A 26660-nucleotide genomic window follows, 5' to 3' on the forward strand; every position below is an offset into this window, starting at 1 on the left:
ACAAAGAAGGTCATATATTACTTGCGAAGCGCAAGGATTATCCAATAATTGGGTATGTAACCGTAGCATGTTGAAAAGGAGGAAGAAAGAATGGAACCTTACGAATTGAATAAACCTCTAAAGATTTCCATCAATGTCTTCCTGCTTTCCTTCATTATAGCAGCATGGATTATGATGTTTGATGACCAGTCTCAAAATGACTCCATCGGCTGGATGTGTCTAATGGCTTTTTGGGTGTTTAAGAGCCTGTATGACGCAGTGATAAGTCTGAAGAATGGAAGGAAGAAGACGGCTTTTCTAGACTTCCTTTTAACCATTGTTGCGCTGGGTGTTTTAATATGGGGAGGTATGAGGTATTTCACTTGAAGCTGTTGGAAGAGGGCTCCATCGTTCTTTGTTACTGGAAAGCCGGACGATGGAACCCTATATTTAATGCACTCAGATTTCAAAATAACCCTCAATCGATTTTGTCACTTCAAACGGGCCCGATTCTCTATTGGATGGAATCGACAGCTTCAAGTCTAGTCCAGGATAATAAGAGGAACGAAAACTCACTCCGGGATCATACCCCATCACATGATACTTGTAGATCTCCTCATTCCTTTGATTCATCCAGATTCCATACCCGTAGTGCACCTCTCCATTCACATGGATATGAGGGGTCAGCAGCTTCCCTGTCGTTTCTTCATTTACTAGTTTATAAGAAAATAAAGCTTCCCAAAGGTTGATCATATCTGAAGCGGTGATAAACGCCCCGCCGTCAGCCCCGCCTTTTACAGGGATGGAGTAGAGGTTGGTTCTCCACGAATTCTCTTCCTCTATATACCCCACTGCTGTATTGAAGGGGAGGCAGTCTAATGAAAAATATCCTGAACTTTCCATACCTGCTTTCTGGAAAATCTCAGATTCTATGTAATTTGTGAAAGACTGCCGGGTTTGTTGCTCGATGATCAATCCCAATAGGATGAACCCCGCATTATTGTAATGAAAGCGATCGCCGGGAGTGAATTTCATCTGACTGGATTGAAAGAATGGGAGAAAGTCCTTGAGGGATCTCATATGATAAACTGGTCTTTCCTTCCACAGCTCTTCAAAATCAGACATTACTTCTTCATCGAAATAATCCGGGATTCCTGACGTATGGGTCAAAAGATGATGGATGGTCACTCGTTCATCAAAATGAGGAAAGTCGATATCCAAACAATCCTTTAAACGGGTGTCAAAAGACAGTACCCCCTTTTCAACCAATTGACCTATCCCTATGCTTGTAAATAACTTACTCCCTGATGCGATCCCAAATCGTGTACCGGGGGTGTTCGGAAGTCGATCCGATCGATTCGCATAGTCATGGGAGCTTTCTGATAAAATTTCTGTCCCTTGTTTGACAAGGACGACCCCAGAGAAGTCGAGTTCTTTGCAGCTTTCATGTATTAGATTATGCAACTCAATATGTTTGCTCATTGAATTTCCCTCCGTTATAGGCTATGACTCTATTTATTATTTTAACATATATTTCCTGTTATAGGTGTGATCTATGGAGCAGCATAGATCACTTAGGAAATAACCTTCCCCATGAATTTCTGCTATACTACATACAATGACATTTTTTTCCTGTCGAAAAAACACCGAACGAATTGGAGGAATCAATCATGGACAGCATCATCTTCGATCTGGACGGAACACTTTGGGATCCCATTGAATCCGTTCTGGAAGCATGGAACAACGTTATCAACGAACATAACCAGTTAAAAGCAGGTATAACAAGGAAGCATCTTGAGGGAACCATGGGGCTTCAAATGAAAGAAATCGGGAAGAGATTGTTCCCTGAATTGAACGAAGAGGAGAGGGAGCGACTTCTGAAAGATCTTTCCCGCCATGAAATCCCCCACTTAAGTAAGCATGGAGGGAGTCTCTATAACCATGTGGAAGAGGTGCTTGTAGAGCTGTCGAAGAAGTACAAACTGTTTATCGTCAGCAACTGCCAGGACGGATACATCGAGGCATTCTATGAATATCACGGACTGGATATGCATTTCATCGATTATGAGAACCCTGGCAGGACAGGACTTTCAAAAGGCGAAAATATTAAACTGATCATTGAACGCAACCATCTAACTGCCCCTGTATATGTTGGAGATACAGAAGGGGACCAAAAGGCGGCAAAGGAAGCAGGGATTCCATTTATCTATGCCCGCTATGGATTTGGGGAAGTAGACGAATATACGCAAGCCATTGATTCATTTGATGAGTTACTGAATATTTTCTAATCATATCGAGGAGGGACGGACCTTGTGAAGGTCCGTCCCTCCCATTTAACTTATTTCCAATATTGACTATTCCCGATTTTTGTAAGATAGTTACTATGTCCTGTCATAGAATGACAGAAATAGAGTTTATTAGTGGGAGCATTTTTAATGAAGGAATTTCATGGTCGATTACATAAAAAATACTATTATATGATAGTTTCGTTCATCATCGTCCTGATGATGGCGGGTTTGCTGGTGGATAATCCGGTGAATTCCCGATTCGTGGTGCATGGAGTGATGATTTTCATCATCTCTATCTGTCTTTTGATTTATCCATGGTTTGAGAATACGTGGGTAAGATATATGACGATCATCTCGTCCACCGGTTATTTTTACACCCTGTTTTACTTATATCCGGAAACGTGGTCGGGGTTTGTTTTGCTTTGTTTTATTCCTGCCCTATCCATTCTCTTTTTTGATAAGTGGCTGTTTTATTTTTCGCTTGTGATCAATCTTGCGTTCATTGCGGTTACATTCGGTTATATCGGGTTTGTCGATAAAGGGCAAGACTATCCTTACATATACACAGATTTAGCAGGGAATGTGGTGAACTTCTTGGCCAGTCAGGTCCTACTCTATTTTATCTTTCATTTAACGAATCTGCGAATTCAGAAGCAGCGGGTTTATTATGAGCAGGTGCAGCAGGCGGAGCGGATGAGGACAACGGGGCAGTTGGCGGCGGCTGTCGCTCATGAAATCCGGAATCCCCTGACCGTCGTAAATGGATTTCTTCAATTTTATGTAGAAGACCCGGCATTCAATCAAAGCCAGAAGCAGAATTTTGCCCTGATGATGAATGAACTCGATACGGCGGAGCATGTCATTTCCCAGTTCCTGTCCGTTTCAAAGCCGGACAATGTGGAAAAGGTGGACAATGTCGACATTGAGATGGTTCTCAAGGATGTAACGGAACTCCTCAACATGTACGGTCTGCTGAACGACAATGGCATTGATCTTTACGTGGAAAAAGATTGTCATGTGGCGGCCAATTCCATTGAATTGAAGCAACTCCTTATCAATCTAATCAAAAATGCCATCGAAGCCTCCCCCCATAGCGGGTCTGTTGAGGTAAAGGCTGCCAAAGTAAAAGGCCATGTCTGCATTCAGATCATAGACAACGGCCGTGGAATGAGTCAGGAGGAAGTGAAGAACCTCGGGACTCCTTTTTACTCCTTAAAAAGCAAAGGAACTGGCCTGGGCCTCATGATTTGCTACAACATCGTGGAGAAATACAACGGGGGCATACAGTTTGACAGCGAGCAGGGACATGGCACAACAGTCACACTGAAATTTCCCCTTGTTCCTAATTAAAAGAAGGTCCGTCCCTCAACGCACTAAAGCATTGAGGGACGGACCTTTCTTGATAAGCATGAAGAAACAGCAAATAATCATTTGCTGTTTTTCTGTCTTGTATTTAAAAATGGCTTTGAACTAACTTTTCGATAGCTGTTACCAATTCGTCTGTATCCCCTTGAAACATATGGAAATTAAGTGAGGATTGAAGTTTTGTACTTTGAATTTTGATGTCATCCTTTTGGTTGAATTCTGCAGACCAATGGATTGCAGGTATCGATACGATAAATCGTTTGTCGGGAGTTTTATGTAGATATACTTCAGCCAGTTTGTTTCCGGACAAATTTATTTTCTCATATGAGGTTATCATTACATCACTCATTTCAGTTTTAATGCAGATAATGTAAGTATAACAGGATTAAACGGTGAAGGCGAAGTATTGCATAATGGGGTAATAGTAAAGAAATATTTGAAATGAGGTTGGCTTATAAAAAAAGAATAGGAAAGAGAAGAAGCTGATCTGTCATCAGGTAAGCTTCTTTTTCATTGAGGCCATACTATAAAACAAGTCCTTATAGTGGTAAGCTATTGTTTTAGTGATAGGAAAATCTCAGGAGGTAAACACATGAACTTAACTAATAACGATATATTAATTCGATTACGATATGCACTCGATATCAAAAATACAGAAATGGTAGAGATCTTCAAGCTTGGAGGCATTGAGCTCTCAAAGGAAGAAGTGCTGAAGGTGCTCACAAAAACACAGTACAGTGAGGATTTCGAGGAAGAGATCATTGAGGATGATGACCATATCCCATGTGATGATGAAATGTACGAGTCCTTCTTAAACGGCTTCATTACGTTTAAAAGAGGACCAAAACCGGGACAACAGGAACGACCGGAATTGACGTATGAGCATGTGAATAATCTTCTTTTAAAGAAGGTAAAGATTGCCCTCTCATTAACAAGTGAGGATGTGATTGAAATATTGGATCTGGCTGGAGTGGTGATCACAAAAGGCGAACTGGGAGCCATTCTACGAAGAGAAGGCCACAACAATTACCGAGTGTGCGGTGACCGGTATGCACGGAATTTCTTAAAAGGGTTGGCCATCCAATACAGGGGATAAAAGATGATCCATAATTATTCTGGTGAGACGATACAGTTTGAGATTAAATTTAAGAACCGTAGTACGATCGGCATCTATCTGGATGGCTACGGACATATTGAGGTCCACGCCCCTAAAGGGACCCCTGATGAATCGGTGATCCGTCTGCTGGAGGATAAATGGGATGTGATCCTGGAGAAGTCGAAGGAAATGGAGGATCGTCTGAATGGACCACAGGAGAAGGTCTATGATCATGGGGAACCTTTCTTGTATTTAGGGGATTCTTTTCCCATACAGGTGCTACAAAATCAGGAGATTACACAGGACCATGTCACTTTTGACGGAAAGACATTGCATATCAAAGTAAAAGAGCTTGAGGATGAACGAATCCAGCAGGCGTTAAAAAGGTTTTACTACAAGGAGTGCAAATCATTGGTGGAGAAAAGCATTGCGGTCCATCAACGTCACTTTAAAACCAAGCCCCGTTCCATCCGCATCACAGACAGTCAAACGACCTGGGGAACTTGTGATGGGAGAAGGCAGCTGACCTTCAACTGGAAGCTTGCCATGGCGCCGCAGAATGTTATCGACTACGTCGTCGTCCATGAAATGAGCCACATGGTCCACCTCAATCACGACCGTTCCTTCTGGCGGCTTGTCGGAAAAATCGTGCCGGATTATAAGGAGAAAGAGCAGTGGCTCGCGTTGTCCAGTTGGAAGATGACGGTATAAGTCAGCAATCCATGTGGGACGAGGGGACAGGCACCTTGTCTCATCAATCAAATAGTTGAAAAGAAAGAAGTGAAGGTCTTGATAAAGTATAAATGTCTCCATCACGTAAGTCTTACGGTGACAAATTTGGAAAAGGCGAAAGATTTCTATGGGAAAACATTATGTTTAAACGAGATCACGCGTCCCGATTTTGATTTTCCAGGGGCCTGGTATGAAATAGAGGGGCAGCAGCTCCACTTGATCGTCGACCCCTCGTCCCAGACCATCCGTCAGGATAAACGCCTATCCAGCAGGGAAGGTCATTTTGCCCTCCGAGTAGAGAGCTACAATGATACTCTCCAATGGTTAAAAGAAAATGAAGTGGAAATCCTCGAAAAACCCCAATCAAAAAGTGGATTCGCCCAAATTTTCTGCGCCGATCCAGACGGTAATCTGATTGAACTAAATGTTGAACAAAAAGATTTATAAAACCAACAGGAGCGATGGACTCTAGTATAGAGTAAAGCTCCTGTTGGTTTTATTTTTAGAGAAAAATTCATTTATCAGGATTAAAACATCCCTGGAACGGCATATTTGGATGTTGAATGCATTTAATAAGCGATAATCCAAAAAAGCATTGACCTGCCTGGGCCAATGCTTTTTTACATCAAGGACATTCATTCGCAAATTCCATCCTTTTCCTTTAAAATGAAAGTATCACGGTTGAAATGAAAGGATGATTGAAATGAATGGTTCACTCACTATTAAAGAAAGAGCAGTCTCATTTCTGGAACTTGTGGCATCAGGAAACGTTCACGAAGCATACGAGAGTCACGCAGGTCCTGACTTTCGCCACCACAATCCGTATTTCCCCGGGGATGCAGATTCGCTTATGTCTGCCATGGAAGAGAATGCAGCCGGGAACCCGGACAAGATACTCGAAGTCAAACGTGCCATCCAGGAAGGTGACACGGTTGCGGTTCATTCACATGTGAGACAGAATCCAGAGGACCTGGGAGGGGCTGTCGTTCATATCTTCCGTTTCCAGGATGAGCGGATCGTTGAATTGTGGGATGTTGGACAAGCCATTCCGGAGGATTCACTCAATGAAAATGGGGTTTTTTAATTTCTTTCATTCACTATTATAAGTCGATTCCTATGGGAGTCGACTTTTTTATGTTCAACACATAGGCCAGTGGAAATTTCGAATGGCTTCATATTTATTGCCATGCTTGTGCACTATATAAATAAAACAATAGGGTGGTGAAAGAATGTCTAAACAGAAGAATAAGGACCTAAAGAATAATAAAGCAATGCCGAAGTCAGATGTGGAATTTGCACAAAATGGACTTGAAAAGGTGGCCATTAAAGCGCAGGAAAGAAAGAATAAGTAAATAGAAATAAAAAATGAGAAGTTAGGTAACTTCTCATTTTTGGTCTTCCTGAATCGTTTAGTTAAAAAAGATTATTGAATGCTAATCTCATTGATTTCCAAATAACCGGCAGGACTGATAGAAAAATCTTTTACGTTGTTTCGAATCGCCGCCATGTTTTCAATCACTCGAACCGGGATATAGACCGCGTCTTCCATTTCCAGCTCCTGAGATTTTGCATAAAGCTCCAAACGTTTCTCTTGATCCATTTCAGAACGTGCCTGTTCAATCAATTGATCTACCTCTTCATTACTATAGAAAAATGTATTTCCGGCAGGTCCATGGGAATTGCTGTGGAAGAGATTGTATTGATTATAGTCTGCATCACCTGTAGCATTTCTCCAACTGATGATGAACATTTCTGAATTTCCACTTGTAGCTTGCTCTACAAAAGTGCCATACTCCTGGATCTGGATTTCTAAGTCGATTCCAATTCCTTTGAGTTGGGATTGCATGACTTCAGCCAGGCTGATCCTTTCCTTACTGTCCATTGTAAGCAATGTGGTTTTGAATCCATCAGGGTACCCAGCCTCTGCCAGTAACCGCTTGGCTTCGTTTACATTATACTCATATGCCTCCATATCCTGATGATAGCCAAACACTTTAGATCCTAATAAGGAGTTGGCTTTTTTCCCTATATTATTAAATACACCTTTCATGATGGAATCCATTTCAACAGCATGGGATATGGCTTTCCGGACACGGACATCATTGAAAGGTTCCTTTTGTACATTGAATCCTACATACTCGGTACCAAAGCCTTCACTTCGGTATACTTCAACATTATCGGAGGCCTTAACCGAATCCATCATCGTGACAGAAAGAGGTTCTGCAATATGGGCTTCACCGGTTTCAAGCATGGAAATTCTCGTTGTCTCTTCTGGTACGACTTTGAATACGACTTCGCTTATAGTTGGTTGATCTCCCCAGTACTCGTCGTTTCTATTAAACACAATCTCTTTTCCTGTTTCCCAGGACTTGAACTCAAATGGACCTGTGCCGACCGGCTCTTGGATAATGTCCTTTCCATATTTATCGATCGTCTTGGGACTGATGATTCCGCCTTCATGACTCGCCAGGATGGATAATAAGGGTGAAAAAGGTTCAGATAAAAGAAATTGAACGGTATGATCATCGACTACTTTTACTTCCTTGACCATTTTGAATACAACTGCTCGAGGCGAAGCCACCTTTGGGTCTGTTAAACGATTAAACGTTTTCTTCACAGCCTCGGCATTGAATGGTGTCCCATCATGAAACGAGATATCATCTCTTAGCTTGAATTCCCACGTTATATCATCCAACTGCTCCCATTCCTCAGCGAGTAATGGCTTGATTTTGGCATTTTTATCTCTGCCGACAAGCCCCTCGTAAATTTTACCGTGTGTCACACTTGCTGCATTGATGGTGGACATAAAATGATGATCAAGATTCTCCACATCGGATAGACGGGCAATGACCAACTTATTTTCTTTGTTGGAAGCCTGTCCTTCAGCCTGGTCACCCGAATTTGCCCCCATATTGGTGGAGCAACCGCTAATCGCTAACATCAGTACCATTATTCCAATCATGATAACCCTGCTCCTGAAACTATTTACCTTCGTCTTCATCTATTCATCCTCCCCTCGGTATTTATTTAATTATAAGAATTTTCAGACATATAAAATTAAGATATCTTTACTGTTTTTTTTGTTTTGTTGACCTTTTTATTAGGCAGGATGAGTTTGTTCTAAGGTTCATAGCAAATCAAATGTAGTCCCAAGTATCCGGCCCACTTTTCTTACAGGTGTCGATAGGTGATTAAAAGTGAATGGGTAAATTGATTAATGATTTTCTTCCCAACAAACCTGACGATTAAATTGGTGTGAAATGTTAAATGGATATTTGAAATACTTGTTTTAGAAGGATTTTTATTCATAGCAACGAATAGGGAATATATCAGGATAAAAAGGAGCGTGTTATTATGAATGGATTATTCCATAATAAGGAAGAGATAACGGATTTTCTTACCGCTAACAGAGAGAAATTCCAGCAAATGCTCTTATCTGAAGCTGTAAATGTTGGGAGCAAAATCAATGATATTCTAGAAAAAGGAAACATCGATCTATTAAAGAATGCAGAAATGTTAGCTCACTATATCGTTGAAAACAGAGAAGAAGAGCTGGTGGAATTTGCAAAAGTAGAGGGTATTGCATGGGCACAACATTCTCTCACGCTTTCATTCAAACTGGAATGGGTACATGCAATTAGAAGAACTTTATGGTATTTCCTTTTTCAATTTGATGATCAGAATGAAGCTAATGAAGCTCCACGAAAGAAATTCTTTGATTTGGAAAAAAGAATCAATGACAGTGTTGATCAGTTCCTGAATAATTTCTTTATCAGTTATTCTGATTACAAAGATGAACAGCTGTTGTCACAGAAAAAGCTGGTGGAGAATCTATCGGTACCTATCATCCCGATAGACAGCTCTATTGCGGTACTGCCTTTAATTGGAATGATAGATACCTATCGTATCCATACACTTGAAGAGAAAGTGTTGATGGGAATCAGTTCTATGAAAATTCAAACCCTGATTATAGATTTATCGGGTGTAGCGGAAATGGAATTGGATGTCATCTTTCAATTTGAGAAGATCTTAAATGGAATTAATGTGATGGGATGCAAAGCAATCCTTACAGGGCTGCGGGTAGAACTTGTCAGAAATATAGTTGATTCAGGAGTGTCATTTGACAGTCAAGTAGAGACAAAGGGAACATTACAGCAAACACTCAAAGAACATCTGGTGTTAGAAGCAGGGATGCAATATTAATTTAATTATTTTATTTATAGTGGCAAAAAAGCTGAAGATCAATCATCTGATCTCCAGCTTATTTTATCAATAATAATTCCGGTCACTTTCAAACGTGACTATCCGACATCGTATCCAGCTCCAAAGGCAAAAAAGCATACTCCCCGTCTTTCATAATCTCACGTTTTAAAACGGGAACGGCTTGTTTGAAAATCGGTCCATCCACTACTGTGGTGTGGAACTCTCCACCTTCTCCGCAAGGATCGATCCCTCGGGCTTCAAGTTCATTTATGTATTCATGAGTTAACGTTCGTCCTAAATCTTCAGGTCGCATGCCCAGGGATAAATTAACCGTTACAACGATGGATACAAATCCCAGATTGATGAACTCTTCGACAGCTTCACGGTGGTTCATTCCCCATAAAGGCATCCCGAGCTTCAGCCTTGCGTTCTTCGCCACTTTTTCATGCCAACAGCCGTGTTCAGGCATATCCAGGTCCCCCGTTACTAACACTTCTGCGCCTTGATCCTTTGCTTTTTCTAAAAGGGTCATGAAGACTTCTTCATAATCTGTCCAACTGGCGGCTGCAGTGAATACGGGCAAGCCGATCGCTTCTGCTTGTGCACGGATAAGCTCCGGAGGCATTCCGTGGGATCTGGACCGCTTTCCTTCTTCCTCCAGCATTACAATCAGCCCGAGCGCATCTCCATCCTTCGATGCTTTGTATAGAGCTAAAACACTATCTTTTCCTCCGCTAAACGAAGTAATGAATGAATGCCCGCGAGCACCATGTTTCCATTCCTTTGATTCTGTCATTCTTATCTTTCCTCCTTAATGGTTTTTCATATTTTCTAACTGGTTTCATCGTTTCTCTCATTCTATCACGATGAGGCTTTATAGATAACATCATACAAACCTGTGATTAGTAGATGTCTTAGTCCATTAAGACAAAAGAGTCGCCTATTTGACGACTCTCTTACTCGGACCATTACGAGTGTGGTCTCATTTTCTATGAATCCGAATCTCATTAACCACCAGCGATATCACCACTAACCCACTCGACACGAAAAAGCTGATCCAGGTCGATTGAATTGAATTATAGCTTAGTAGAGACAGCAACCCGGTCCCTAAACCTATCAATGAGCAATAAGGAAGGAGCATCGGGATCATTCTTTTATAAAAGATGACCACTAGCATGGTCGGGATGATGGATGCATACACCTGAGCAAAAAAGAAGATGAGCTCCATCAGACTCGGTGAGAGGATCGAGCTGATGAGAAAGAGTGAAAGGGAAAGCACACCGGAGACCAAATAGGTCTTTTTCAATTGCTGGTCTTCACTCCAATCGAACTTGTGGTTCAGCATATTCCGGATGACCATGATCGATGTGGCATGGAGCTCTGCCCCCACGGTGGAGGCGATGGCACTGAAGCAGCAGCCGATAAATAATAGAAGCAGAAACAATGAGTCGATTTTCTCCACCAGCTGACTCAATATGGAGTAAATGTTTTCAAAGCCCTGCCCATAAACCGCAATCAGTACAATCGCGGTGAAGGCAAGCGGAATGGTCGCCCATATGATCCCGGCCATCATAAAGGATGTTCGTACCTTGGATTTTTCAATGATATAAATCCGCTGCCAGCTCGCCCGGTCGATCAATACTTGTCCGAATCCAATCAGAAATGCGGTAAGAATGAACAAGGTGATTTCATTATGTTTCAGAAATAATAAGTAGGGATGATAAAGAAGCAATCCATCGTAAACGGGAAAAATACCTTTTTGGATAAAAAAATAAACGGGAATCAGGATGATGGCTGCGAAAATAAACGAGATATGAATCCCTTCAAATCGATGGATTTGCTTCATGCCTCCTATGGACAACAAGAAGCAATATAAAAAAAATACGAGTAATCCTACATAAATCGGTGTTTTCAATAGAAAGTGGAATAGCACACCTGCTCCCAGTGCTTGTATGAGCAGGGAGTCCAGGCTTGTCAGGAGTAATACCCACATGACGAACCAGTATGACCGGCCCCGGAGTCTTTCTTTCAATACATCCCCTAGAGTCATGGAGTTTGGGAATCGTTCCCTGATATAGGGGGTGATCCACCCGAATAGAAAGAGAGCGGTGGCTCCCATCATGGCGTAGCCAATTCCACCAAGCAGTCCATATTTCACGAGTGTTTCAGGAGAAGACAAAATCGTATTGCCGGTCACCCATCTTGCCAGGAGCGAAACGACTCCATACGCCACACCAAACGTGATGGTTCCTTGTATATATTCACGGTACGTTCGTGGCTTCATTGATTTATACCTTCTCTCTTATCCGATATTCCCTTGGAGTGTATCCTGTTTGCTTCTTGAATAATGAACTGAAATAGTGCTGGCTGCTGAATCCGCATTCTTCAGAAATAGAAGAGATGGACTTTTCGGTGTCCTGCCGAAGTAATCTCTGTGCGGCCTGGACTCTGAAATCATTCAGGTATTCAGAGAAGCTGATCCCCATTTCTGCATGAAACTTCCTGCTAAGATACGTACCGTTGATATGGATCTGGCTCGCCAATGATGAAAGGGAGAGCTTATCGCTGTATTGTTCATGGATGATCGTTAATGCTTCCTGGACGATATGGGATTGGATGGATGCGTATTTATATTGGTTGAGAACTTGAAATAATTCTTCTTGAATAATCGGTTTCGTTAAATAATCCTTTGCGCCGAGTCGCAGGGAGGCCTGTGCATAATCGAATGATTGGTAGGCCGTGACCATAATGATGTCGATATGATCATATTTCTTCATTTCAATCCCGAGTTCGATCCCTGATTTACCAGGCAGTTGAATGTCGAGCAGCGTAAGGCGAATCGGATGTTCCGTCAGAATCTTTAAAGCCTGTGACGCATCCGCGGCAGTATGAATCGTCCAATAAGGATATTTTTCGTGAATCATGTAGTTGAGCTGCTCCAGTTCAAGGGGCTCATCGTCAACGAGTAAAATATGCATTTGCTTCCTCCTTCATCAAGTAATGTTGTCTTCTCTGGTCATACGAGGCCAAAAGATTTGGACGCTCGTTCCTTTGGCTTCTTCATTCAGCTGAATGAGGATTTCTTCCTTTGGAAAGATCATCTGTAATCGCTTCTGGATATTATGTAATCCAATTCCACGGTCTTCCTTTTGAGAATCAAGCGTGTCCAAAGAAGATGATGAGCTGTTCCATACTTCTAAGTACACTTTTTTCCTTTGTTCATTCAGGATGATGATCAGCTTGCCTTGCCCGGGATGCTTTTCAAGACCATGCTTAAATGCGTTTTCAACAAGGGTCTGCAGGAGGTAAGGAGGGACTAGTGAAGACTTGCAGCTCTCTTCCACGTTCCATACTACTTGGAGCCGATCTCTGAATCTCAGCCTTTGAATGTCGAGATAATATTGGGTGTATTGAATCTCCTCCTCCATGGTGATCAAAGGGTCAGTCTGTTTGTATTTGAACTTGAAGTATTTGGAAAGGACCTCGATGGCAGAAACCAGTTCTTCCTTGCGATTCAAACGTGCCAGGCTCAGGATGACATTAAGCGTATTGAAAAAAAAGTGGGGCTGGATCTGCTGATTCAGTTGGTTGTATTTAGCTTCCTGAAGTTCCTGTTTCAGAAGCAGTTGGTTCTTTTCTTTCTCCAGTTGATCCAGACGTTTTTCAAATAGGAAGAGAAATAATAAGCTAAAAGCCCCAATGATTGGGGCTAATACGGACAGCATGATATAAAATGAAAAGGATTCTTGTGTAATCATGTGAAGAACTCCTAAAGTGGTGAGTCATACTTTCTATTTTATAAGAAAACTAAGATTCTGAAAATATGTTTAGACATAATGGCACCTTGTGAAATGCTCCCCATGTCCGGTCATAGGAGGCAGTTCTGCTTTACACAAATCCGTTGCCAGAGGGCAGCGGGTGTGAAACTTACATCCTGATGGCGGATTCAATGGGGAAGGTACATCCCCTTTTAAAAGGATTCTTTCTCTTTTCTGAGAAAAATCAGGTACGGGGATGGCTGAAAGCAAGGCTTTGGTATAAGGGTGGGTAGGATTGTCAAACAGCTCATGCTTTGTCCCGATCTCGACCACCTTCCCCAGATACATCACGATCACCCGATCTGATATATGACGTACAACGCTTAAATCATGGGAAATGAAGAGGTACGTTAATTTCAATTCCTTCTGAAGTTTCTTTAACAGGTTCAAGATTTGCGCCTGAATGGATACATCGAGTGCCGATACGGCTTCATCACAAATGATTACTTTGGGATTGACAGCCAACGCCCGTGCGATTCCGATCCTTTGTCGCTGACCACCGCTGAACTCGTGTGGAAGACGGTCCAGTGACGTAATCGGAAGGCCCACATAGTCCAATAATTCCTTCATACGATCTTCGTGTTTGGAAGGAGGCAGTACTTTTTGTATGGTCATGGCTTCTTTCAGGATCTTGCGGACGGTTTGTCTCGGATTCAACGAGGCAAACGGATCCTGGAAGATGACCTGGATATCGCCCCTCATATTTCTTAATCCCTTTTTGGATAGACTGTTCAATTCGATTCCATTGTATTGGATACTGCCTTCCGTCGGCTTATCCAGCTGAAGGATGGCACGGCCGGTTGTCGATTTACCGCAGCCGGACTCACCTACAATACTGAGGGTTTCCCCTTCGTACAGCGTGAAGGTGATATCATCCACGGCTTTCACCACTTGTTTCGGCTGGAACAAGGACTCCCTTTTGATAGGGAAGTACTGTTTCAGGCCCTTCACTTCCAAAATAGGTTTTTTTTCAGTCATCACAGCGGTCATGTCATCTGCACCTCTTTCTCGGCATTATATAGAAAACATCTTATTTGACTGCCATCCTTCGAAGAATTGAGCTGTGGCTCTTCCTGGTGACATCGTGCGGTTGCCAATGCGCAACGGGGAGAAAAACGGCAGCCTTTTGGCATGTCATAGGGGGAAGGGACGCTTCCCGGCATCGTTTCCAGCTCTGCCTGGTCTTCATGCAATTTTGGTAATGAAGACAGCAGCCCATTTGTGTATGGATGCTTCGGATTGGAGAATAATTGTTCCGTCGAACTATATTCCACCACCTGTCCCGCATACATAACCGCAACTTTGTCACATAGCTCGGCTACCACTCCTAAATCGTGTGTGATGAAGATGATTCCCATATTCAGCTTTTTCTGAAGGTCCTTCATCAGCTCAAGGATTTGTGCCTGGATCGTTACATCAAGTGCCGTAGTCGGTTCATCGGCAATCAGGACTTCGGGATTGCAGGCAAGAGCCATCGCAATCATGACACGTTGCCTCATTCCGCCGCTCAGCTGAAAAGGCTCTTGTTTCGCCCTTTGTTCAGGAGAAGGAATGCCTACTAATTCGAGCATTTCTACCGCTTTTTTCCATGCATCCTTTTTCCCGAGTTTTTGGTGGATGCGAACAGCTTCTGCAATTTGCTCCCCTACCGGTATGACAGGATTCAATGACGTCATAGGCTCTTGGAATATCATAGATATTTGATTTCCGCGCACTTTTCTAAGCTCGGATTCGGACATTTTAAGGATGTCCTTCCCTTTCAATTCAATGGTTCCGTCCACTATCTTTCCGGGAGGGGAGGGGACAAGACGAAGAATCGAAAGGGAGGTCATGCTTTTTCCACAGCCCGATTCTCCTACGATCCCAAGCGTCTCTCCTTCGTGAAGGACAAAATCGATTCCATCCACGGCTTTCGTCACTCCTTTTTTCGAAGTGAAATGGGTTTTTAAGTTTTTTACTTCCAAGACCACATTTTTACTCATTACAACCACTCCTAGTTAAGTTCAATTCGTTTGTTAAAGAATCGGTATAAAACATCTACGAATAGATTGACGATTACGAAGACCAAGGATGCGACCAGTACTCCGCCCTGAACCATCGGTAAGTCACGTGTACGGATCGAGTCAACGATCATACGGCCGAGTCCATTGATGGCAAAGACGGATTCGATTAATACCGTCCCTCCGAGAAGTGCCCCAAACTGAAGGCCGACTACTGTGATGACTGGAATCAATGCATTGCGCAGGGCATGCTTATATATAATGGCAAAGCTTTTCAAACCCTTTGCCTGAGCAGTGCGGATATAGTCCTGCCTCACGACCTCAAGCATGCTGGAACGGGTCATTCGGGCTACGATGGCAGCTCCTCCGACCCCGAGCGTAAAGGCCGGTAAAATGATGTGAAGCATGCTGTCCCACCCTGCTACAGGTAAAAGCTGAAGTTTTACAGAAAATAAATAAATGGATAGCAGACCTAGAAAGAAGCTTGGAAGGGAAATCCCTAATAAAGCGACGATCATCACGGAAATATCGGTAGCTGAGTATGGTCTGACTGCGGAAATGATCCCTGCTGTCATTCCAAGGACAATCGTAATGAGAATACTGTAAAAGGCAAGTTCAATCGTGATCGGTAAGCGGGTCATGATTTCCTGGATGACAGGTTGTTGACTCTTCAAAGATTGTCCAAGGTCACCCTGGAAGACATTCATGATGTATTCTCCATATTGAACATACAAGGGGCGGTTCAAGCCGAGCTCTGTCCGTAATTGGTTGATCGCTTCTTTCGAGGCCCCTTCCCCTGCAAGAATGATAGCCGGGTCTCCGGGAACCATCTGCATGATGAGAAAGACAACCAGGGTCACACCGAATATGACGGGGATGATTTCTATTAATCTTCTGAAAATGTACAATATCATTTCATATTCCTCCTTATTATGATTTCAGTCTCGGATCAAGCGCGTCCCGAAGGCCGTCCCCGAACAAATTAAAGCCGAGTACGAGAATGGAAATCGCCAACCCCGGGAAGAGGGCGATGTAGGGAGCCGTGAATAAAAAGTCCCTTCCACTTGACAGCATCGTACCCCATTCAGGTGAAGGAGGCTGTGCGCCTAAACCAAGGAAAGATAATCCCGCTGCTGAAAGGATGGCGGTGGCAAGTCGCAAGGAACCTTGAATGATGATGGGAGATAAAATGTTCGGCAGGATATGCCTAAAGATGATGATGAAATCATTGGCTCCAAGCGACCGAATGGCATCGATATATTCAAGCTTCTTCGTTTCGAGCGTCGATCCCCGGACAACCCTTGCAAATAATGGGATGGAGAACACCCCGACTGCGATCATGACATTCACAAGGCTCGGTCCCAGGGCAGAGATGATAGCAAGAGCCAATAGGATCCCAGGGAAAGCAAGCATGACATCAAGGATTCTGCTGATGGCGGTATCGATCCAACCTCCGTAAAACCCGGAAATCAACCCCATGATGATACCAAAGAAAGCCCCGAAGCCGACTGCGGCAAAGCCGACCCCCATTGATAGACGGGAGCCGTAAAGAATCCTTGCAAGGATATCCCTCCCTTTATCATCCGTTCCCATCCAATGTTCTGGGCTCGGGGGCTGGAGTTTATTGTCCAGTTGAATGTCATAAGGATCATAAACAGCGAGTAAAGGAGCAAATAGGGCAATGAGAATATAGAAGAGAATGATCCCTCCACCAACCACTGCTGCCTTGTTTTTCGAAAAGGTGTCCCAGAAGGGTTTGATCCTTTTTTCAAAAACGCTCGGTTTTGAATTGAGTATGGGTGATTGAATTTCTTGAACTTTAAGTTCTGTCGACATGACGTTTCCTCCTCATTGAAATGGTTTGTGTAATTCAAAGATAGAGGAAGAGGGGTGGAAAGGGAAGGTGATAAGTTTGAATTGTCAAAATAATTAAAAAGTTGGTAAAGATATTGAAAATCATTCACTGTTTTCTTTTTTATAATGCAGATAGGCACCAACAATACGGAAAAGGGAGAGTGGAGGAATTGAAAGAAAAGAAGAAGTATTTCAGGGGGATCGCAGGATTATTGATCGTGATGGTCATGCTCATCACCCAGGCGTGTTCGACAAGTAATGTAGAAAGTGAAACCGCAAGTAAACAAGGCGGTGAATCAGAAGGCGGAGTACTGAAGGTCGTCCGATTATCCGATGCAACCAATTTGGACCCACACTTCATTACAGATATTCCGTCTGCTAATGTCCTTTATCAAAAAGTGTACGAGAGCCTTGTGACGTTTGATAAAGAAATGAACATAGTTCCGTCACTGGCGAAGAGCTGGGAGCAGCCGGACGATACAATATGGGAATTCACATTAAATGAGGGAATCACGTTCCATGACGGTTCTGAATTTAACGCTGAGGCTGTCAAAGTGACGTTCGACCGTTTACTGGACCCTAACACCGGGTCTCCTCAAAAGGATAAGCTCGGGATGATCAAAGAAATAAACGTACTGGATGAATATAAAGTGCAAATCAAGCTGGATGCTCCTTATGCACCTCTCTTATCGATTCTTGCAAGTAACGAAGGAAGTATCATGAGCCCAAAAGCTTTGAAAGAAAATCCTGATAGTCTTGCTAAGCACCCGATCGGAACCGGACCATTTGCCTTCGAATCCTGGAAGTCAGGTCAGTCTATCACCCTTGAAAAAAATGAAGAGTATTGGGGAGAACTTCCGAATATTGATGGAATCGAGTTTCAGGTTGTACCGGAGGACGCGACACGATTAGCGATGATTGAAACGGGTGAAGCCCATATCAGTGATCAAGTGCCCGTTACTGAAATCGAGCGTATCGAAAGCTCTGACACATTGAATCTGTATCGAACAGAAGGATTAGCCGTCGAGTATGTCGGATTCAATACACAAAAAGAGCCCTTCGATAATGTAAAGGTAAGACAGGCCATTTCCATGGCCATTGAAAGAGAAGCAATCATTAAAGGTGTGTATAACGGAGTGGGAACGTTAGCAAATGCTGCCATGAGTCCACAAGTATTCGGTCATAGTGAAAATGTGAAGCCGTATGAGTATAATCCGAATTCTGCCAAGGAGCTTTTGAAAGAAGCAGGGTTTGAAAAAGGTCTCGAATTAACATTGATTACGAGTGACCGTAAAGAACGGATCAATATGGCAGAAGTCATTCAGTCCCAGTTGAAGGGAATCGGGATCAAAGTGAATATTCAGGTGCTTGAATATGGTGCGTATATTGAAGCTGTAGACACAGGAGAACAAGATATGTTCATCGGCGGATGGGGAAATGCAACCGGTGACGGTGACTACAACCAATACAACTTGTTCCACTCTGCTTCACACGGTTCACCAGGAAACCATTTCTATTATACAAATGAAAAAGTTGATGATCTCATCGAGCAGGCAAGAAAAGAAGTGGACCCTGAAGTAAGAAAGACATTATATGAAGAAGCGATGACCATTGAAATGGAAGAAGCGGTATACATTCCAATTCGAAACTACGAGCATTTAGCAGTGTACAACAATGAAGTGAAGGATTTCTGGTTGAGTGCTGCCAACTACTTAATGGTGAATGACGCAACGATCGAATAGGGGATGGCACCATCCGAAATCCCTGTAAATAAAAAGTGGAGGTTGATTTGATGAAAACAGTATGGATGAAAAATGTGAGAATGGAAACGGGATTTGAGAAAGAGAATGAAGTTGTGACAGGAACCCTTACGGAATATGCCCATGTAAAAATAGAAGGGGGAAAGATTACGGCCATCTCAAATGACGAGTCAGAGATTGAAACGGGAGCGGCCGTGTTGGATGCAAAAGGGAAGCTGATCCTGCCTTCCTTACGTGAAATGCACATCCATATCGATAAAACCTACTATAGCGGTCCTTGGAAGGCATGCCGTCCGATCACAAAAGGTATTTTTACAAGAATAGAAGAAGAACAGGAGTTGTTGCCTAAGCAATTGCCATACGCCCAGGAGAGAGCTGAAAAGATGATCGAGCTGCTGCTTCAAAATGGCCACACTCACATCCGGACGCATTGCAACATAGAACCCACTTCCGGTTTAAAGCACCTGGAAGTAACCGTTAAAGCATTAGAGAAATATAAACACCACCTCACTTATGACATTGTAGCGTTTCCTCAGCATGGGCTCCTGCGCAGCAATTCAGTGGAACTGATGCGGGAAGCCATGAAAAGTGGTGCCACCCTTGTTGGGGGAGTCGATCCGGCGACAGTGGACCGACATATCGATCAATCGCTCTATACGACGTTTGACATTGCCACTGAGCATAATGCCGGTGTCGACATTCACCTTCATGACCCGGATACACTTGGGGCTTTCACCTTTGAACGTCTTGCTGATTTTACAAGAGAGGCGAACTTGAAGGGGCGTGTCACGATCAGTCATGCAATTGCACTTGGAGATCTTGAGGGGCAATCTCTTACAGACATGATGGCCATTCTGAAAGATCAAGAGATTGATATTACCACGACGATCCCGATTAACCGCCCAACCATTCCGGTTCCGACTCTGGATCAATACGGTTTACAGGTATCCGTCGGTCATGACAGCTTAACCGATCACTGGTCACCTTTTGGAACCGGGGATACGATCGAGAAGCTTAATATCCTTGCTGAACGATTCCGACTGATCGATGAGTACTCCATCAACCGTACATGGAAATATGCTTCTGGCGGAATTACACCGTTGGATGATGCAGGGAAACAGGTTTGGCCTCAAGTAGGGGACGCAGCAGACTTTGTCCTGGTCGAAGCAAGCTGTTCAGCGGAAGCAGTGGCAAGGAGAGCAAAAATTGATTCTGTTTATAAAAACGGGGAAAAAGTGGTGCTGCCACAATCTGAATCCGTACTGATCAATAAATAATAGATGGGAGACGTTTCGATGATCTGGCTGAAAAATGTGAAGCTTGAAGTAGGAAACATGGAAAATGGAGGAATGACCGAAACGAAAACAGAGCTTTTTCATCTCGGGGTCAAGGAAGGGAAAATTGTTCAACAGCGGTCTCATACACAGTCCATACCCGAGACTGCTGATGTGATCTATGATGTAAAAGGTCACTTGGCCATTCCGACCTTTAAAGAAATGCATAACCATTTGGACAAAACGTATCTAACGCTTGGATGGAAAGCAACGAAGCCCGTTAAAAACCTGAAAGAAAGACTGCAGTTTGAAGCAGAGGAGCTGACAGAACTCGCACCAACCACCAAACAAAGAGCGAAACGGATGATCGGCGAAATCCTTTCAAACGGATCAACGCATATCCGCACTCACGTAAACATTGATCCATACATTGGGTTGAAGAACCTTGAAGGTGTCATCGAGGCATTGGACGACTATAAACATGCTGTCACCGCAGATATCATTGCCTTCCCTCAGCATGGATTATTAAGAGATTCCGTGCCGAGATTGATGAGAGAAGCGATGAGAAATGGTGCCACCATGGTAGGTGGCCTTGACCCTGCAGGAATCGATCGCTCTATTGAAAAATCACTCTATGAAACGATGAATATCGCAACGGAGTTTAATGTGGATGTAGACATCCATCTACACGATAGCGGGCATGTAGGAACCTACACCATCGATAAGTGGATGGATATGGTGGAAGAGTCCAACTGGCAGAACCGGGCAGCTATCAGCCATGCCTTCTGTATCGGGGAAGTGCCGGAAGTGAGACAGGTTGAACTGGCAGAGAGGTTAAGAGGAAACGGAGTGGCAATCATGTCGACCATTCCTTTGACGAAGTCCCTTCCGCCTATACAGCTTCTGGATGATCATGGCGTGAAGGTCCATCTTGGGTGTGATGGATTCTATGACTCCTGGAGTCCACTGGGTCACGGGGACGTGTTAGAGAAAGTGTATAAATACGGTCAGTTGACTAGAAAAAGCGATGAAGTATCCTTACGGGACAGTCTGAAGTGGATAACCGGGGGAACAACGGCATTGACAAAAACCGGTGAATACAAGTGGCCGAAGGTGGAAGATGAAGCAAGCTTTATCTTCGTTGACGCCGCTTCGTCAGCAGAGGTCGTTGCCAGAAGACCGAAACGACTGGCCGTGATGAACAAAGGGAAAGTAGTATATGGGTCTCTCTGGAGTACCCATGAGCTGGTGATATGACAGAAAAGCTAAATGGAAAGCCCGTGTATCTCTACATGGGCCTCCTTTTTTGTGTGATTTGCTGGGGAAGCAATTTTATTTTTGGTGCGATTTTAGTGCAATATTTCAAGCCGATGGAAATCGCTTTTTTACGGCTCATTTTTATTACTTTGTTCCTGCTTATGGTGTTCTTCAAGCCAATTAAACAATTTCGTTCGTTAAAATCCATGATCGTCCCACTGCTCTTCATCGGTTTCATTGGCGTGACCTTGAATCACTGGAGCTTCTATGCCAGCTTGACTACGGCCTCACCTGTAACGGCTGCCTTGATCCTGGCTACGGCTCCCATTTGTACATCCCTCATCAATTCGGTTGTATTTAAGGAGCGCAAAAGCCCGTTTTTCTGGATGTGGAGCCTGCTCAGCTTTTTCGGTGTGCTTATGGTCATCATGAAGAAAGGCTCCATCGTGATCGGTATGGGAGAAGGATATATCTTTCTCACGATGCTTACATTTTCCGTCTTCATGGTCCTTGTGGAACGATATGCAAGGCATCTATCTTCTATTCTATTGACCTTTTATTCTACCATGGTGGGGTTGATCTTGATGGCCGTTTTTTTGCCATTCTCAGATGTCTCCGTTATGAACGCCGTCCCGTTCAGCATTTGGATGCTTCTTTTTTTTACAGCAATCATCATGCATGGGATATGCCCGCTTATTTGGAATCATTGTATATCAAGTGTCGGATCGACCAATACGTCACTCCTATTGAACATTGAACCATTTGTGGCAATGGTGGTGGGATATATTGTGTTGAAGGAATCGGTAAACGGGATGCAAATGATCGGGGCAATGATAATTTTATTGAGCGTCACAATGGCTCTTCGTTCAAATCGAAGAACACAATTGGGACCGGGAGAGAGGCAGCTTCTCCCGACAAACACAAATACAATAGGATGATTCTTTTCGGACGAGGGGGCAGTCGCCTCGTCCTCCAAATTTCTACAACTATTTCCCCGGAAATTGATAAAAAATCATAGAATTCTACAAAGATTGTCATGCTGATCACTTCAAGAAATAGTCGACATTAAACTTCTAAAGGCACCAAAACTTCTGTAGAATGATACATAAATTGAGGGGGAATGAGAGATGGAACCTACATACGGCTTGAAACCTGCTTTACTTTCCGATCTAAAAGCAATGAAAGAGACCTTTTGGTCAAACTCATCACTGAAATCCTGCGTCAATTCTGATTCAAACCCTGTAGAGGGGAGTGATATCTATGAAGCTGAAAAGAGGCTCCGTAGATTTGCCCCATACATTAGACACGTATTCCCCGAAACAGAAGAGAAGAATGGAATCATTGAGTCACCTGTCCAAAGGCTCGCGGATATGCAGAGAGAACTGGAAAAGTATTATCAAACCCCCATATCGGGAAAGCTACTGTTGAAATGTGACAATGAGCTCCCTATTGCAGGTTCCATTAAAGCAAGGGGAGGCATCTACGAAGTTCTGAAACTTGCAGAAACACTCCTGATTCAACACGATATGATTCAATTGACGGATGACTATTCCGTGTTAGCCAATCCCTCGTTTAAGGAGTTTTTTTCACAATACTCCATTGCGGTAGGCTCGACGGGGAACTTAGCCTTAAGTATTGGAACCATCGGTGCAGCTCTTGGTTTCAATGTGACGGTTCATATGTCACGTGAAGCGAAAGAGTGGAAAAAGGAACTTCTTAGAGAAAAAGGAGTAACGGTGATCGAGCATCAGAACGATTTCTCCTATGCCGTTGAAGAAGGGCGAAAACAATGCATGAAGGACTCGAATGGTTTTTTCATAGATGATGAAAATTCCAAGGATCTTTTCATGGGCTATGCAGTAGCAGCACTGCGGTTGAGAAAGCAACTTGAAGAAGAAGGGATTGTTGTCGACGGGGATCGTCCATTGATCGTGTATTTGCCATGCGGTGTTGGGGGTGGACCTGGAGGGGTGACATACGGATTGAAGCATGTATTTGGCGATAATGTTCATTGTTACTTTGCCGAACCAACCAATTCTCCATGTATGCTTCTTGGGCTATCCACTGGAAAGCACGAAAACATTACTGTCCAGGATATAGGATTAAGCAATCGGACAGAAGCCGATGGACTGGCCGTCGGGCGCCCCTCAGCATTAGCAGGAAGGATGGTGCAGGAACTGGTGAACGGCGTGTATACAGTCAATGACGAGAACTTATTTAAAATGCTGGCTCTTTTACACAAATCAGAATCCATTTCCTTAGAGCCTTCCGCGCTTGCGGGGATGTTGGGTCCAACTTTCCCGCAGATACGAAAGCATCTTCAAACACTTTCGTTAGCTAGTAATCAATTAAATCAAGCGACTCATCTAGTGTGGGCGACAGGTGGGAACTTAGTGCCTGCACAGATTATGGAAAGTTATGTTGCTAAGGGGAAAGGATTTTTATAGTGCCTAGGGACGGACCTTGGGATTGTAATGAAAACATGAGGTCCGTCCCTCTATTTTCACACAAAAAGACTGCCAAACGATCATTAATCGTTTGGCAGTCTTCATATTTATATTGATTAGAATGGATATTTGTGATAAATTAGAACAGAAACACTTAAACTGAGTAAATTAAAACATATTACCTCAATAATAATTATATAACATAATTTACTCTTTCGTCAACCCTCAATTTTTTTAGAAAAAGGAGTGCTTGGATGAATCTTGAAATTCGGCAGGAGCAGGAACGTGTGGACCGTGTCATTGAGACAATTGTGGAGCAAATCGGACGCTTGGAGGATGAAACCGGACGACGACAAGACGAAGTGGTGGAGATCCGAAAACACTTCTGGGATGAGGTCAAGGTGAATACGGATACCTTCGATGATTTTCTGGAAACCGTCCTCAGTTTGAGGCAGCAGGCACAAGTGTTGACCGTTAGTCAAAGCACTCACAGACAGGCAGTAAAAAAGCTATCTGCTCTACAACGCATGAAGGGAAAGCCTTATTTCGGACGCATTGATTTTACAGAAGAAGGAGAATCGGAGTCGGAAAAGGTCTATATCGGCATCGCCACCCTCACGGATCAAAGTGGGGATGATTTCCTGGTCTATGATTGGCGCGCTCCGATTTCGAGCGTTTATTATGATTATCCGCCAGGTCCCGCAGAATACACCACACCCGGTGGCATAGTCAGAGGGACGCTTGAGAAAAAATGGCAGTATCTCATCCGGGAAGGCGTCATCGACTCCATGTTCGATACCAGCCTGACGATTGGGGATGAAGTTTTGCAGGAGGTGCTTGGGAAGCGGACGGATACCCATATGAACAGCATCGTGGCGACCATCCAGCAGAAGCAGAATCAGATCATCAGGCACGATCACGGCCGGCTCCTCATCGTTCAAGGTTCAGCGGGCAGCGGGAAAACATCGGCCGCCCTTCAGCGGATTGCGTATTTATTATATAAATATCGAGGCACTCTCAAGGCGGATCAAATCATTCTGTTCTCCCCGAACGCCATGTTCAACAGCTATGTATCGAACGTACTGCCTGAGCTTGGTGAAGAGAATATGGAGCAGGTGACCTTTCAGGAATATTTGGATCATCGATTGAGTAAGGAGTTCGAATTGGAGGGACCATACAGTCAATTGGAATACGTCCTGACTGAAATGGATGACGCCTCGTACCGGACCCGGACGGCGAGTATTTCCTTCAAGGCATCGACGGAATTCTTTGACATCATTAAATTATATAGAACGTCACTGGAACAATCCGGGATGCGATTCAAAGGAATTAAGTTTCGGGGAAAACCGATCGTCACCGCAAGGCAAATCGAGGAACGATTTTATACCAGCGATACGTCCCTGCGTTTTCATAACAGGCTGGAGAAATTGACTGAGTGGATCAATAAACAGATCGATGAAGCAGAGAAGATTGAACGGAGCAAGCCTTGGGTCGAGGAAGAAATCGAGCTGATGAGCAATGAGGACTATCACAAAGCGCATCAGCACCTGCAGAAGAAAAATCCTTCGAATGATTATGAAATCGAGTATGAGGCGTTGGCCCGATTGACCGTTCGCAGGAGATTCAAGGGACTGAGAAAAGCGATCGAGAGATTTCAATATGTGGACGTGAAGGGAATGTATCTTCAGCTTTTTGCTGATCCGGCGAACATCTCCACCTTATGGAGTGGGGTGATCCCTGAAGAGTGGGAGGATATTTGCCGTTCGACTGTGAACATGCTCGAGGAAGGGGAATTGTCCTACGAGGATGCGACGCCTTTTTTATTGTTAAAAGAGCTGATTCTCGGCTTTCAGTCCAATACGTCGATTAAGCATGTGCTCATCGACGAAGCTCAGGACTACTCACCTTTTCAATTCGAGTTCATCAAGCGTCTGTTTCCTTCAGCCAAAATGACCGTCCTCGGAGACTTTAATCAGGCGATCTTTGCCCATGCCCGTAAGCACGTGGATTTCAGCACACTGACAGGACTCTACGGACAAGATGAAACCAACGTGATCAACTTGAATCAGAGCTACCGGTCAACCAAGCCGATCATCGAGTTCACACGCCGGCTTGTGCCTGGCGGCGACCAGATATCCCCATTTGACCGAAACGGGGAAAAACCGGTTCTCACCCAGGTCGTTGATCACGATGAACTTCACGGGCGAATTGCAGCGAAAATAGAAGAATGGCAGGACCGGGACTACCATTCCATAGCCGTCATTTGTAAATCTGCGAGAGAAAGTGAAGCCGCATACGCCTCCTTAAGCGGTGTAGAAGACATCAAGCTCATGAAAAGCGCTTCCCTTGAATACGAACAGGGCGTGATCGTCATCCCAGCCTACCTGGCAAAAGGAATAGAATTTGACGCCGTCATCCTTTATGACGCATCCGCCCAATCATATGGTGACGAAAGCCTCAGCCGCTTGTTCTACACAGCCTGCACAAGGGCCATGCACGAGCTGCAGCTATTCAGCGTAGGCGAACCGAGTCCATTCTTTGAACATATAGAAGCGGACCTCTATAATAGCGAACCGTTTTGAATTGA

26 protein-coding genes are annotated in these 26660 nt (G+C 43.8%); 15 read left to right on the forward strand and 11 right to left on the reverse strand.

From position 1 onward, the window contains the following. Positions 1–90 precede the first annotated feature (90 nt). Positions 91–366 (forward strand): hypothetical protein, encoded by a 276-nt coding sequence (locus ACIFOD_RS13080; RefSeq protein WP_430315024.1) that lies wholly within the window; start codon positions 91–93, stop codon positions 364–366. A 72-nt stretch (positions 367–438) separates the two neighbouring features. On the opposite strand, the gene ACIFOD_RS13085 is transcribed toward ACIFOD_RS13080, so the two are convergent. Next, positions 439–1461, reverse strand: coding sequence for a serine hydrolase domain-containing protein (locus ACIFOD_RS13085; protein WP_430315025.1), 1023 nt, complete (start codon positions 1459–1461; stop codon positions 439–441). A 188-nt stretch (positions 1462–1649) separates the two neighbouring features. Between ACIFOD_RS13085 and ACIFOD_RS13090 the strand changes: the two genes are divergently transcribed. Together ACIFOD_RS13090 and ACIFOD_RS13095 are read left to right on the forward strand one after the other, a co-directional pair. Continuing rightward, positions 1650–2267 carry an HAD family hydrolase gene (locus ACIFOD_RS13090; protein ID WP_430315026.1) on the forward strand — a complete coding sequence of 206 codons (618 nt, stop codon included), beginning with the start codon at positions 1650–1652 and terminating at the stop codon, positions 2265–2267. 147 nt (positions 2268–2414) lie between these two features. Beyond that, positions 2415–3617 carry an ATP-binding protein gene (locus ACIFOD_RS13095; protein WP_430315027.1) on the forward strand — a complete coding sequence of 401 codons (1203 nt, stop codon included), beginning with the start codon at positions 2415–2417 and terminating at the stop codon, positions 3615–3617. Between the two features lie 103 nt (positions 3618–3720). Here the strand turns inward: ACIFOD_RS13095 and ACIFOD_RS13100 are convergent, their stop codons facing one another. Beyond that, the gene (locus ACIFOD_RS13100) at positions 3721–3981 is read right to left on the reverse strand and encodes a YueH family protein (protein WP_430315028.1); all 261 of its coding nucleotides are present in this window, start codon (positions 3979–3981) and stop codon (positions 3721–3723) included. A 243-nt stretch (positions 3982–4224) separates the two neighbouring features. Here ACIFOD_RS13100 and ACIFOD_RS13105 point away from each other — a divergent pair, with 243 nt between their 5' ends. The 5 genes from ACIFOD_RS13105 to ACIFOD_RS13125 all read left to right on the forward strand — a co-directional run bounded on the left by ACIFOD_RS13105 (position 4225) and on the right by ACIFOD_RS13125 (position 6812). Continuing rightward, positions 4225–4728 carry a DUF1456 family protein gene (locus ACIFOD_RS13105; protein ID WP_430315029.1) on the forward strand — a complete coding sequence of 168 codons (504 nt, stop codon included), beginning with the start codon at positions 4225–4227 and terminating at the stop codon, positions 4726–4728. Between the two features lie 3 nt (positions 4729–4731). Then, a complete protein-coding gene (locus tag ACIFOD_RS13110; protein ID WP_430315030.1) occupies positions 4732–5439 on the forward strand; it encodes a M48 family metallopeptidase in 708 nt (235 codons plus the stop codon). 78 nt (positions 5440–5517) lie between these two features. Beyond that, positions 5518–5907 (forward strand): VOC family protein, encoded by a 390-nt coding sequence (locus tag ACIFOD_RS13115; protein ID WP_430315031.1) that lies wholly within the window; start codon positions 5518–5520, stop codon positions 5905–5907. A 256-nt stretch (positions 5908–6163) separates the two neighbouring features. Continuing rightward, positions 6164–6544: a nuclear transport factor 2 family protein gene (locus ACIFOD_RS13120; RefSeq protein WP_430315032.1), complete on the forward strand. Its 381-nt coding sequence runs from the start codon at positions 6164–6166 to the stop codon at positions 6542–6544. A 145-nt stretch (positions 6545–6689) separates the two neighbouring features. Next, positions 6690–6812 (forward strand): hypothetical protein, encoded by a 123-nt coding sequence (locus ACIFOD_RS13125; RefSeq protein WP_262371810.1) that lies wholly within the window; start codon positions 6690–6692, stop codon positions 6810–6812. 71 nt (positions 6813–6883) lie between these two features. Here ACIFOD_RS13125 and ACIFOD_RS13130 read toward each other — a convergent pair whose 3' ends face one another. Next, positions 6884–8422, reverse strand: a complete 1539-nt coding sequence (locus ACIFOD_RS13130) for a glutathione ABC transporter substrate-binding protein (protein ID WP_430315083.1) — start codon at positions 8420–8422, stop codon at positions 6884–6886. Positions 8423–8814: 392 nt separating this feature from the next. Between ACIFOD_RS13130 and ACIFOD_RS13135 the strand changes: the two genes are divergently transcribed. Beyond that, positions 8815–9663 (forward strand): STAS domain-containing protein, encoded by an 849-nt coding sequence (locus ACIFOD_RS13135; protein WP_430315033.1) that lies wholly within the window; start codon positions 8815–8817, stop codon positions 9661–9663. A gap of 88 nt (positions 9664–9751) precedes the next feature. Here the strand turns inward: ACIFOD_RS13135 and ACIFOD_RS13140 are convergent, their stop codons facing one another. The 8 genes from ACIFOD_RS13140 to ACIFOD_RS13175 all read right to left on the reverse strand — a co-directional run bounded on the left by ACIFOD_RS13140 (position 9752) and on the right by ACIFOD_RS13175 (position 17317). Then, positions 9752–10459: a diphthine--ammonia ligase gene (locus tag ACIFOD_RS13140; protein WP_430315034.1), complete on the reverse strand. Its 708-nt coding sequence runs from the start codon at positions 10457–10459 to the stop codon at positions 9752–9754. Between the two features lie 186 nt (positions 10460–10645). Continuing rightward, positions 10646–11947, reverse strand: a complete 1302-nt coding sequence (locus ACIFOD_RS13145; RefSeq protein WP_430315035.1) for a hypothetical protein — start codon at positions 11945–11947, stop codon at positions 10646–10648. Between the two features lie 4 nt (positions 11948–11951). Next, positions 11952–12641 carry a response regulator transcription factor gene (locus ACIFOD_RS13150; protein WP_430315036.1) on the reverse strand — a complete coding sequence of 230 codons (690 nt, stop codon included), beginning with the start codon at positions 12639–12641 and terminating at the stop codon, positions 11952–11954. 15 nt (positions 12642–12656) lie between these two features. Beyond that, entirely contained in the window at positions 12657–13421 is a 765-nt protein-coding gene (locus ACIFOD_RS13155) for a sensor histidine kinase (RefSeq protein WP_430315037.1), read from the reverse strand. Between the two features lie 69 nt (positions 13422–13490). Then, complete coding sequence (locus ACIFOD_RS13160) at positions 13491–14459, reverse strand: ABC transporter ATP-binding protein (RefSeq protein WP_430315038.1); 969 nt, start codon at positions 14457–14459, stop codon at positions 13491–13493. 8 nt (positions 14460–14467) lie between these two features. Beyond that, positions 14468–15463 carry an ABC transporter ATP-binding protein gene (locus tag ACIFOD_RS13165; RefSeq protein WP_430315039.1) on the reverse strand — a complete coding sequence of 332 codons (996 nt, stop codon included), beginning with the start codon at positions 15461–15463 and terminating at the stop codon, positions 14468–14470. An 11-nt stretch (positions 15464–15474) separates the two neighbouring features. Beyond that, on the reverse strand, positions 15475–16395 hold the full coding sequence (locus tag ACIFOD_RS13170; RefSeq protein ID WP_113970311.1) for an ABC transporter permease: 921 nt from the start codon (positions 16393–16395) through the stop codon (positions 15475–15477). A gap of 16 nt (positions 16396–16411) precedes the next feature. After that, on the reverse strand, positions 16412–17317 hold the full coding sequence (locus ACIFOD_RS13175; protein ID WP_430315040.1) for an ABC transporter permease: 906 nt from the start codon (positions 17315–17317) through the stop codon (positions 16412–16414). A 239-nt stretch (positions 17318–17556) separates the two neighbouring features. On the opposite strand from ACIFOD_RS13175, the gene ACIFOD_RS13180 reads away from it, so the two are divergent. The 6 genes from ACIFOD_RS13180 (at position 17557) to helD (ending at position 26655) form a co-directional block, all read left to right on the forward strand. Next, positions 17557–19077: a glutathione ABC transporter substrate-binding protein gene (locus tag ACIFOD_RS13180; protein WP_430315084.1), complete on the forward strand. Its 1521-nt coding sequence runs from the start codon at positions 17557–17559 to the stop codon at positions 19075–19077. Positions 19078–19127: 50 nt separating this feature from the next. Beyond that, positions 19128–20372: an amidohydrolase family protein gene (locus ACIFOD_RS13185; protein WP_148994519.1), complete on the forward strand. Its 1245-nt coding sequence runs from the start codon at positions 19128–19130 to the stop codon at positions 20370–20372. An 18-nt stretch (positions 20373–20390) separates the two neighbouring features. Next, a complete protein-coding gene (locus tag ACIFOD_RS13190) occupies positions 20391–21626 on the forward strand; it encodes an amidohydrolase (RefSeq protein WP_430315041.1) in 1236 nt (411 codons plus the stop codon). Beyond that, positions 21623–22564 (forward strand): DMT family transporter, encoded by a 942-nt coding sequence (locus ACIFOD_RS13195; protein WP_430315042.1) that lies wholly within the window; start codon positions 21623–21625, stop codon positions 22562–22564. Before ACIFOD_RS13190 ends, ACIFOD_RS13195 begins: the two co-directional genes overlap by 4 nt. A gap of 189 nt (positions 22565–22753) precedes the next feature. Then, entirely contained in the window at positions 22754–24073 is a 1320-nt protein-coding gene (locus ACIFOD_RS13200; RefSeq protein ID WP_430315043.1) for a D-serine ammonia-lyase, read from the forward strand. Between the two features lie 254 nt (positions 24074–24327). Next, complete coding sequence (helD, locus tag ACIFOD_RS13205) at positions 24328–26655, forward strand: RNA polymerase recycling motor HelD (protein ID WP_430315044.1); 2328 nt, start codon at positions 24328–24330, stop codon at positions 26653–26655. The last annotated feature ends 5 nt before the right edge of the window (positions 26656–26660 follow it).

Origin of the sequence: Rossellomorea sp. NRS-1567 (genome assembly GCF_050467885.1) — a bacterium.
GTDB classification, from domain to species: domain Bacteria; phylum Bacillota; class Bacilli; order Bacillales; family Bacillaceae_B; genus Rossellomorea; species Rossellomorea aquimaris_C.

Coding starts and splice junctions, on each gene's coding strand:
- ACIFOD_RS13095 (WP_430315027.1), top strand. CDS start 2,415: ATGAAGGAATTTCATGGTCGATTACATAAAAAATACTATTATATGATA.
- ACIFOD_RS13125 (WP_262371810.1), top strand. CDS start 6,690: ATGTCTAAACAGAAGAATAAGGACCTAAAGAATAATAAAGCAATGCCG.
- ACIFOD_RS13090 (WP_430315026.1), top strand. CDS start 1,650: ATGGACAGCATCATCTTCGATCTGGACGGAACACTTTGGGATCCCATT.
- ACIFOD_RS13105 (WP_430315029.1), top strand. CDS start 4,225: ATGAACTTAACTAATAACGATATATTAATTCGATTACGATATGCACTC.
- ACIFOD_RS13180 (WP_430315084.1), top strand. CDS start 17,557: ATGGTCATGCTCATCACCCAGGCGTGTTCGACAAGTAATGTAGAAAGT.
- ACIFOD_RS13175 (WP_430315040.1), bottom strand. CDS start 17,317: ATGTCGACAGAACTTAAAGTTCAAGAAATTCAATCACCCATACTCAAT.
- ACIFOD_RS13080 (WP_430315024.1), top strand. CDS start 91: ATGGAACCTTACGAATTGAATAAACCTCTAAAGATTTCCATCAATGTC.
- ACIFOD_RS13150 (WP_430315036.1), bottom strand. CDS start 12,641: ATGCATATTTTACTCGTTGACGATGAGCCCCTTGAACTGGAGCAGCTC.
- ACIFOD_RS13165 (WP_430315039.1), bottom strand. CDS start 15,463: ATGAGTAAAAATGTGGTCTTGGAAGTAAAAAACTTAAAAACCCATTTC.
- ACIFOD_RS13100 (WP_430315028.1), bottom strand. CDS start 3,981: ATGAGTGATGTAATGATAACCTCATATGAGAAAATAAATTTGTCCGGA.
- ACIFOD_RS13120 (WP_430315032.1), top strand. CDS start 6,164: ATGAATGGTTCACTCACTATTAAAGAAAGAGCAGTCTCATTTCTGGAA.
- ACIFOD_RS13200 (WP_430315043.1), top strand. CDS start 22,754: ATGGAACCTACATACGGCTTGAAACCTGCTTTACTTTCCGATCTAAAA.
- ACIFOD_RS13135 (WP_430315033.1), top strand. CDS start 8,815: ATGAATGGATTATTCCATAATAAGGAAGAGATAACGGATTTTCTTACC.
- ACIFOD_RS13185 (WP_148994519.1), top strand. CDS start 19,128: ATGAAAACAGTATGGATGAAAAATGTGAGAATGGAAACGGGATTTGAG.
- ACIFOD_RS13190 (WP_430315041.1), top strand. CDS start 20,391: ATGATCTGGCTGAAAAATGTGAAGCTTGAAGTAGGAAACATGGAAAAT.
- ACIFOD_RS13140 (WP_430315034.1), bottom strand. CDS start 10,459: ATGACAGAATCAAAGGAATGGAAACATGGTGCTCGCGGGCATTCATTC.
- helD (WP_430315044.1), top strand. CDS start 24,328: ATGAATCTTGAAATTCGGCAGGAGCAGGAACGTGTGGACCGTGTCATT.
- ACIFOD_RS13195 (WP_430315042.1), top strand. CDS start 21,623: ATGACAGAAAAGCTAAATGGAAAGCCCGTGTATCTCTACATGGGCCTC.
- ACIFOD_RS13170 (WP_113970311.1), bottom strand. CDS start 16,395: ATGATATTGTACATTTTCAGAAGATTAATAGAAATCATCCCCGTCATA.
- ACIFOD_RS13130 (WP_430315083.1), bottom strand. CDS start 8,422: ATGATTGGAATAATGGTACTGATGTTAGCGATTAGCGGTTGCTCCACC.
- ACIFOD_RS13110 (WP_430315030.1), top strand. CDS start 4,732: ATGATCCATAATTATTCTGGTGAGACGATACAGTTTGAGATTAAATTT.
- ACIFOD_RS13085 (WP_430315025.1), bottom strand. CDS start 1,461: ATGAGCAAACATATTGAGTTGCATAATCTAATACATGAAAGCTGCAAA.
- ACIFOD_RS13155 (WP_430315037.1), bottom strand. CDS start 13,421: ATGATTACACAAGAATCCTTTTCATTTTATATCATGCTGTCCGTATTA.
- ACIFOD_RS13160 (WP_430315038.1), bottom strand. CDS start 14,459: ATGACTGAAAAAAAACCTATTTTGGAAGTGAAGGGCCTGAAACAGTAC.
- ACIFOD_RS13145 (WP_430315035.1), bottom strand. CDS start 11,947: ATGAAGCCACGAACGTACCGTGAATATATACAAGGAACCATCACGTTT.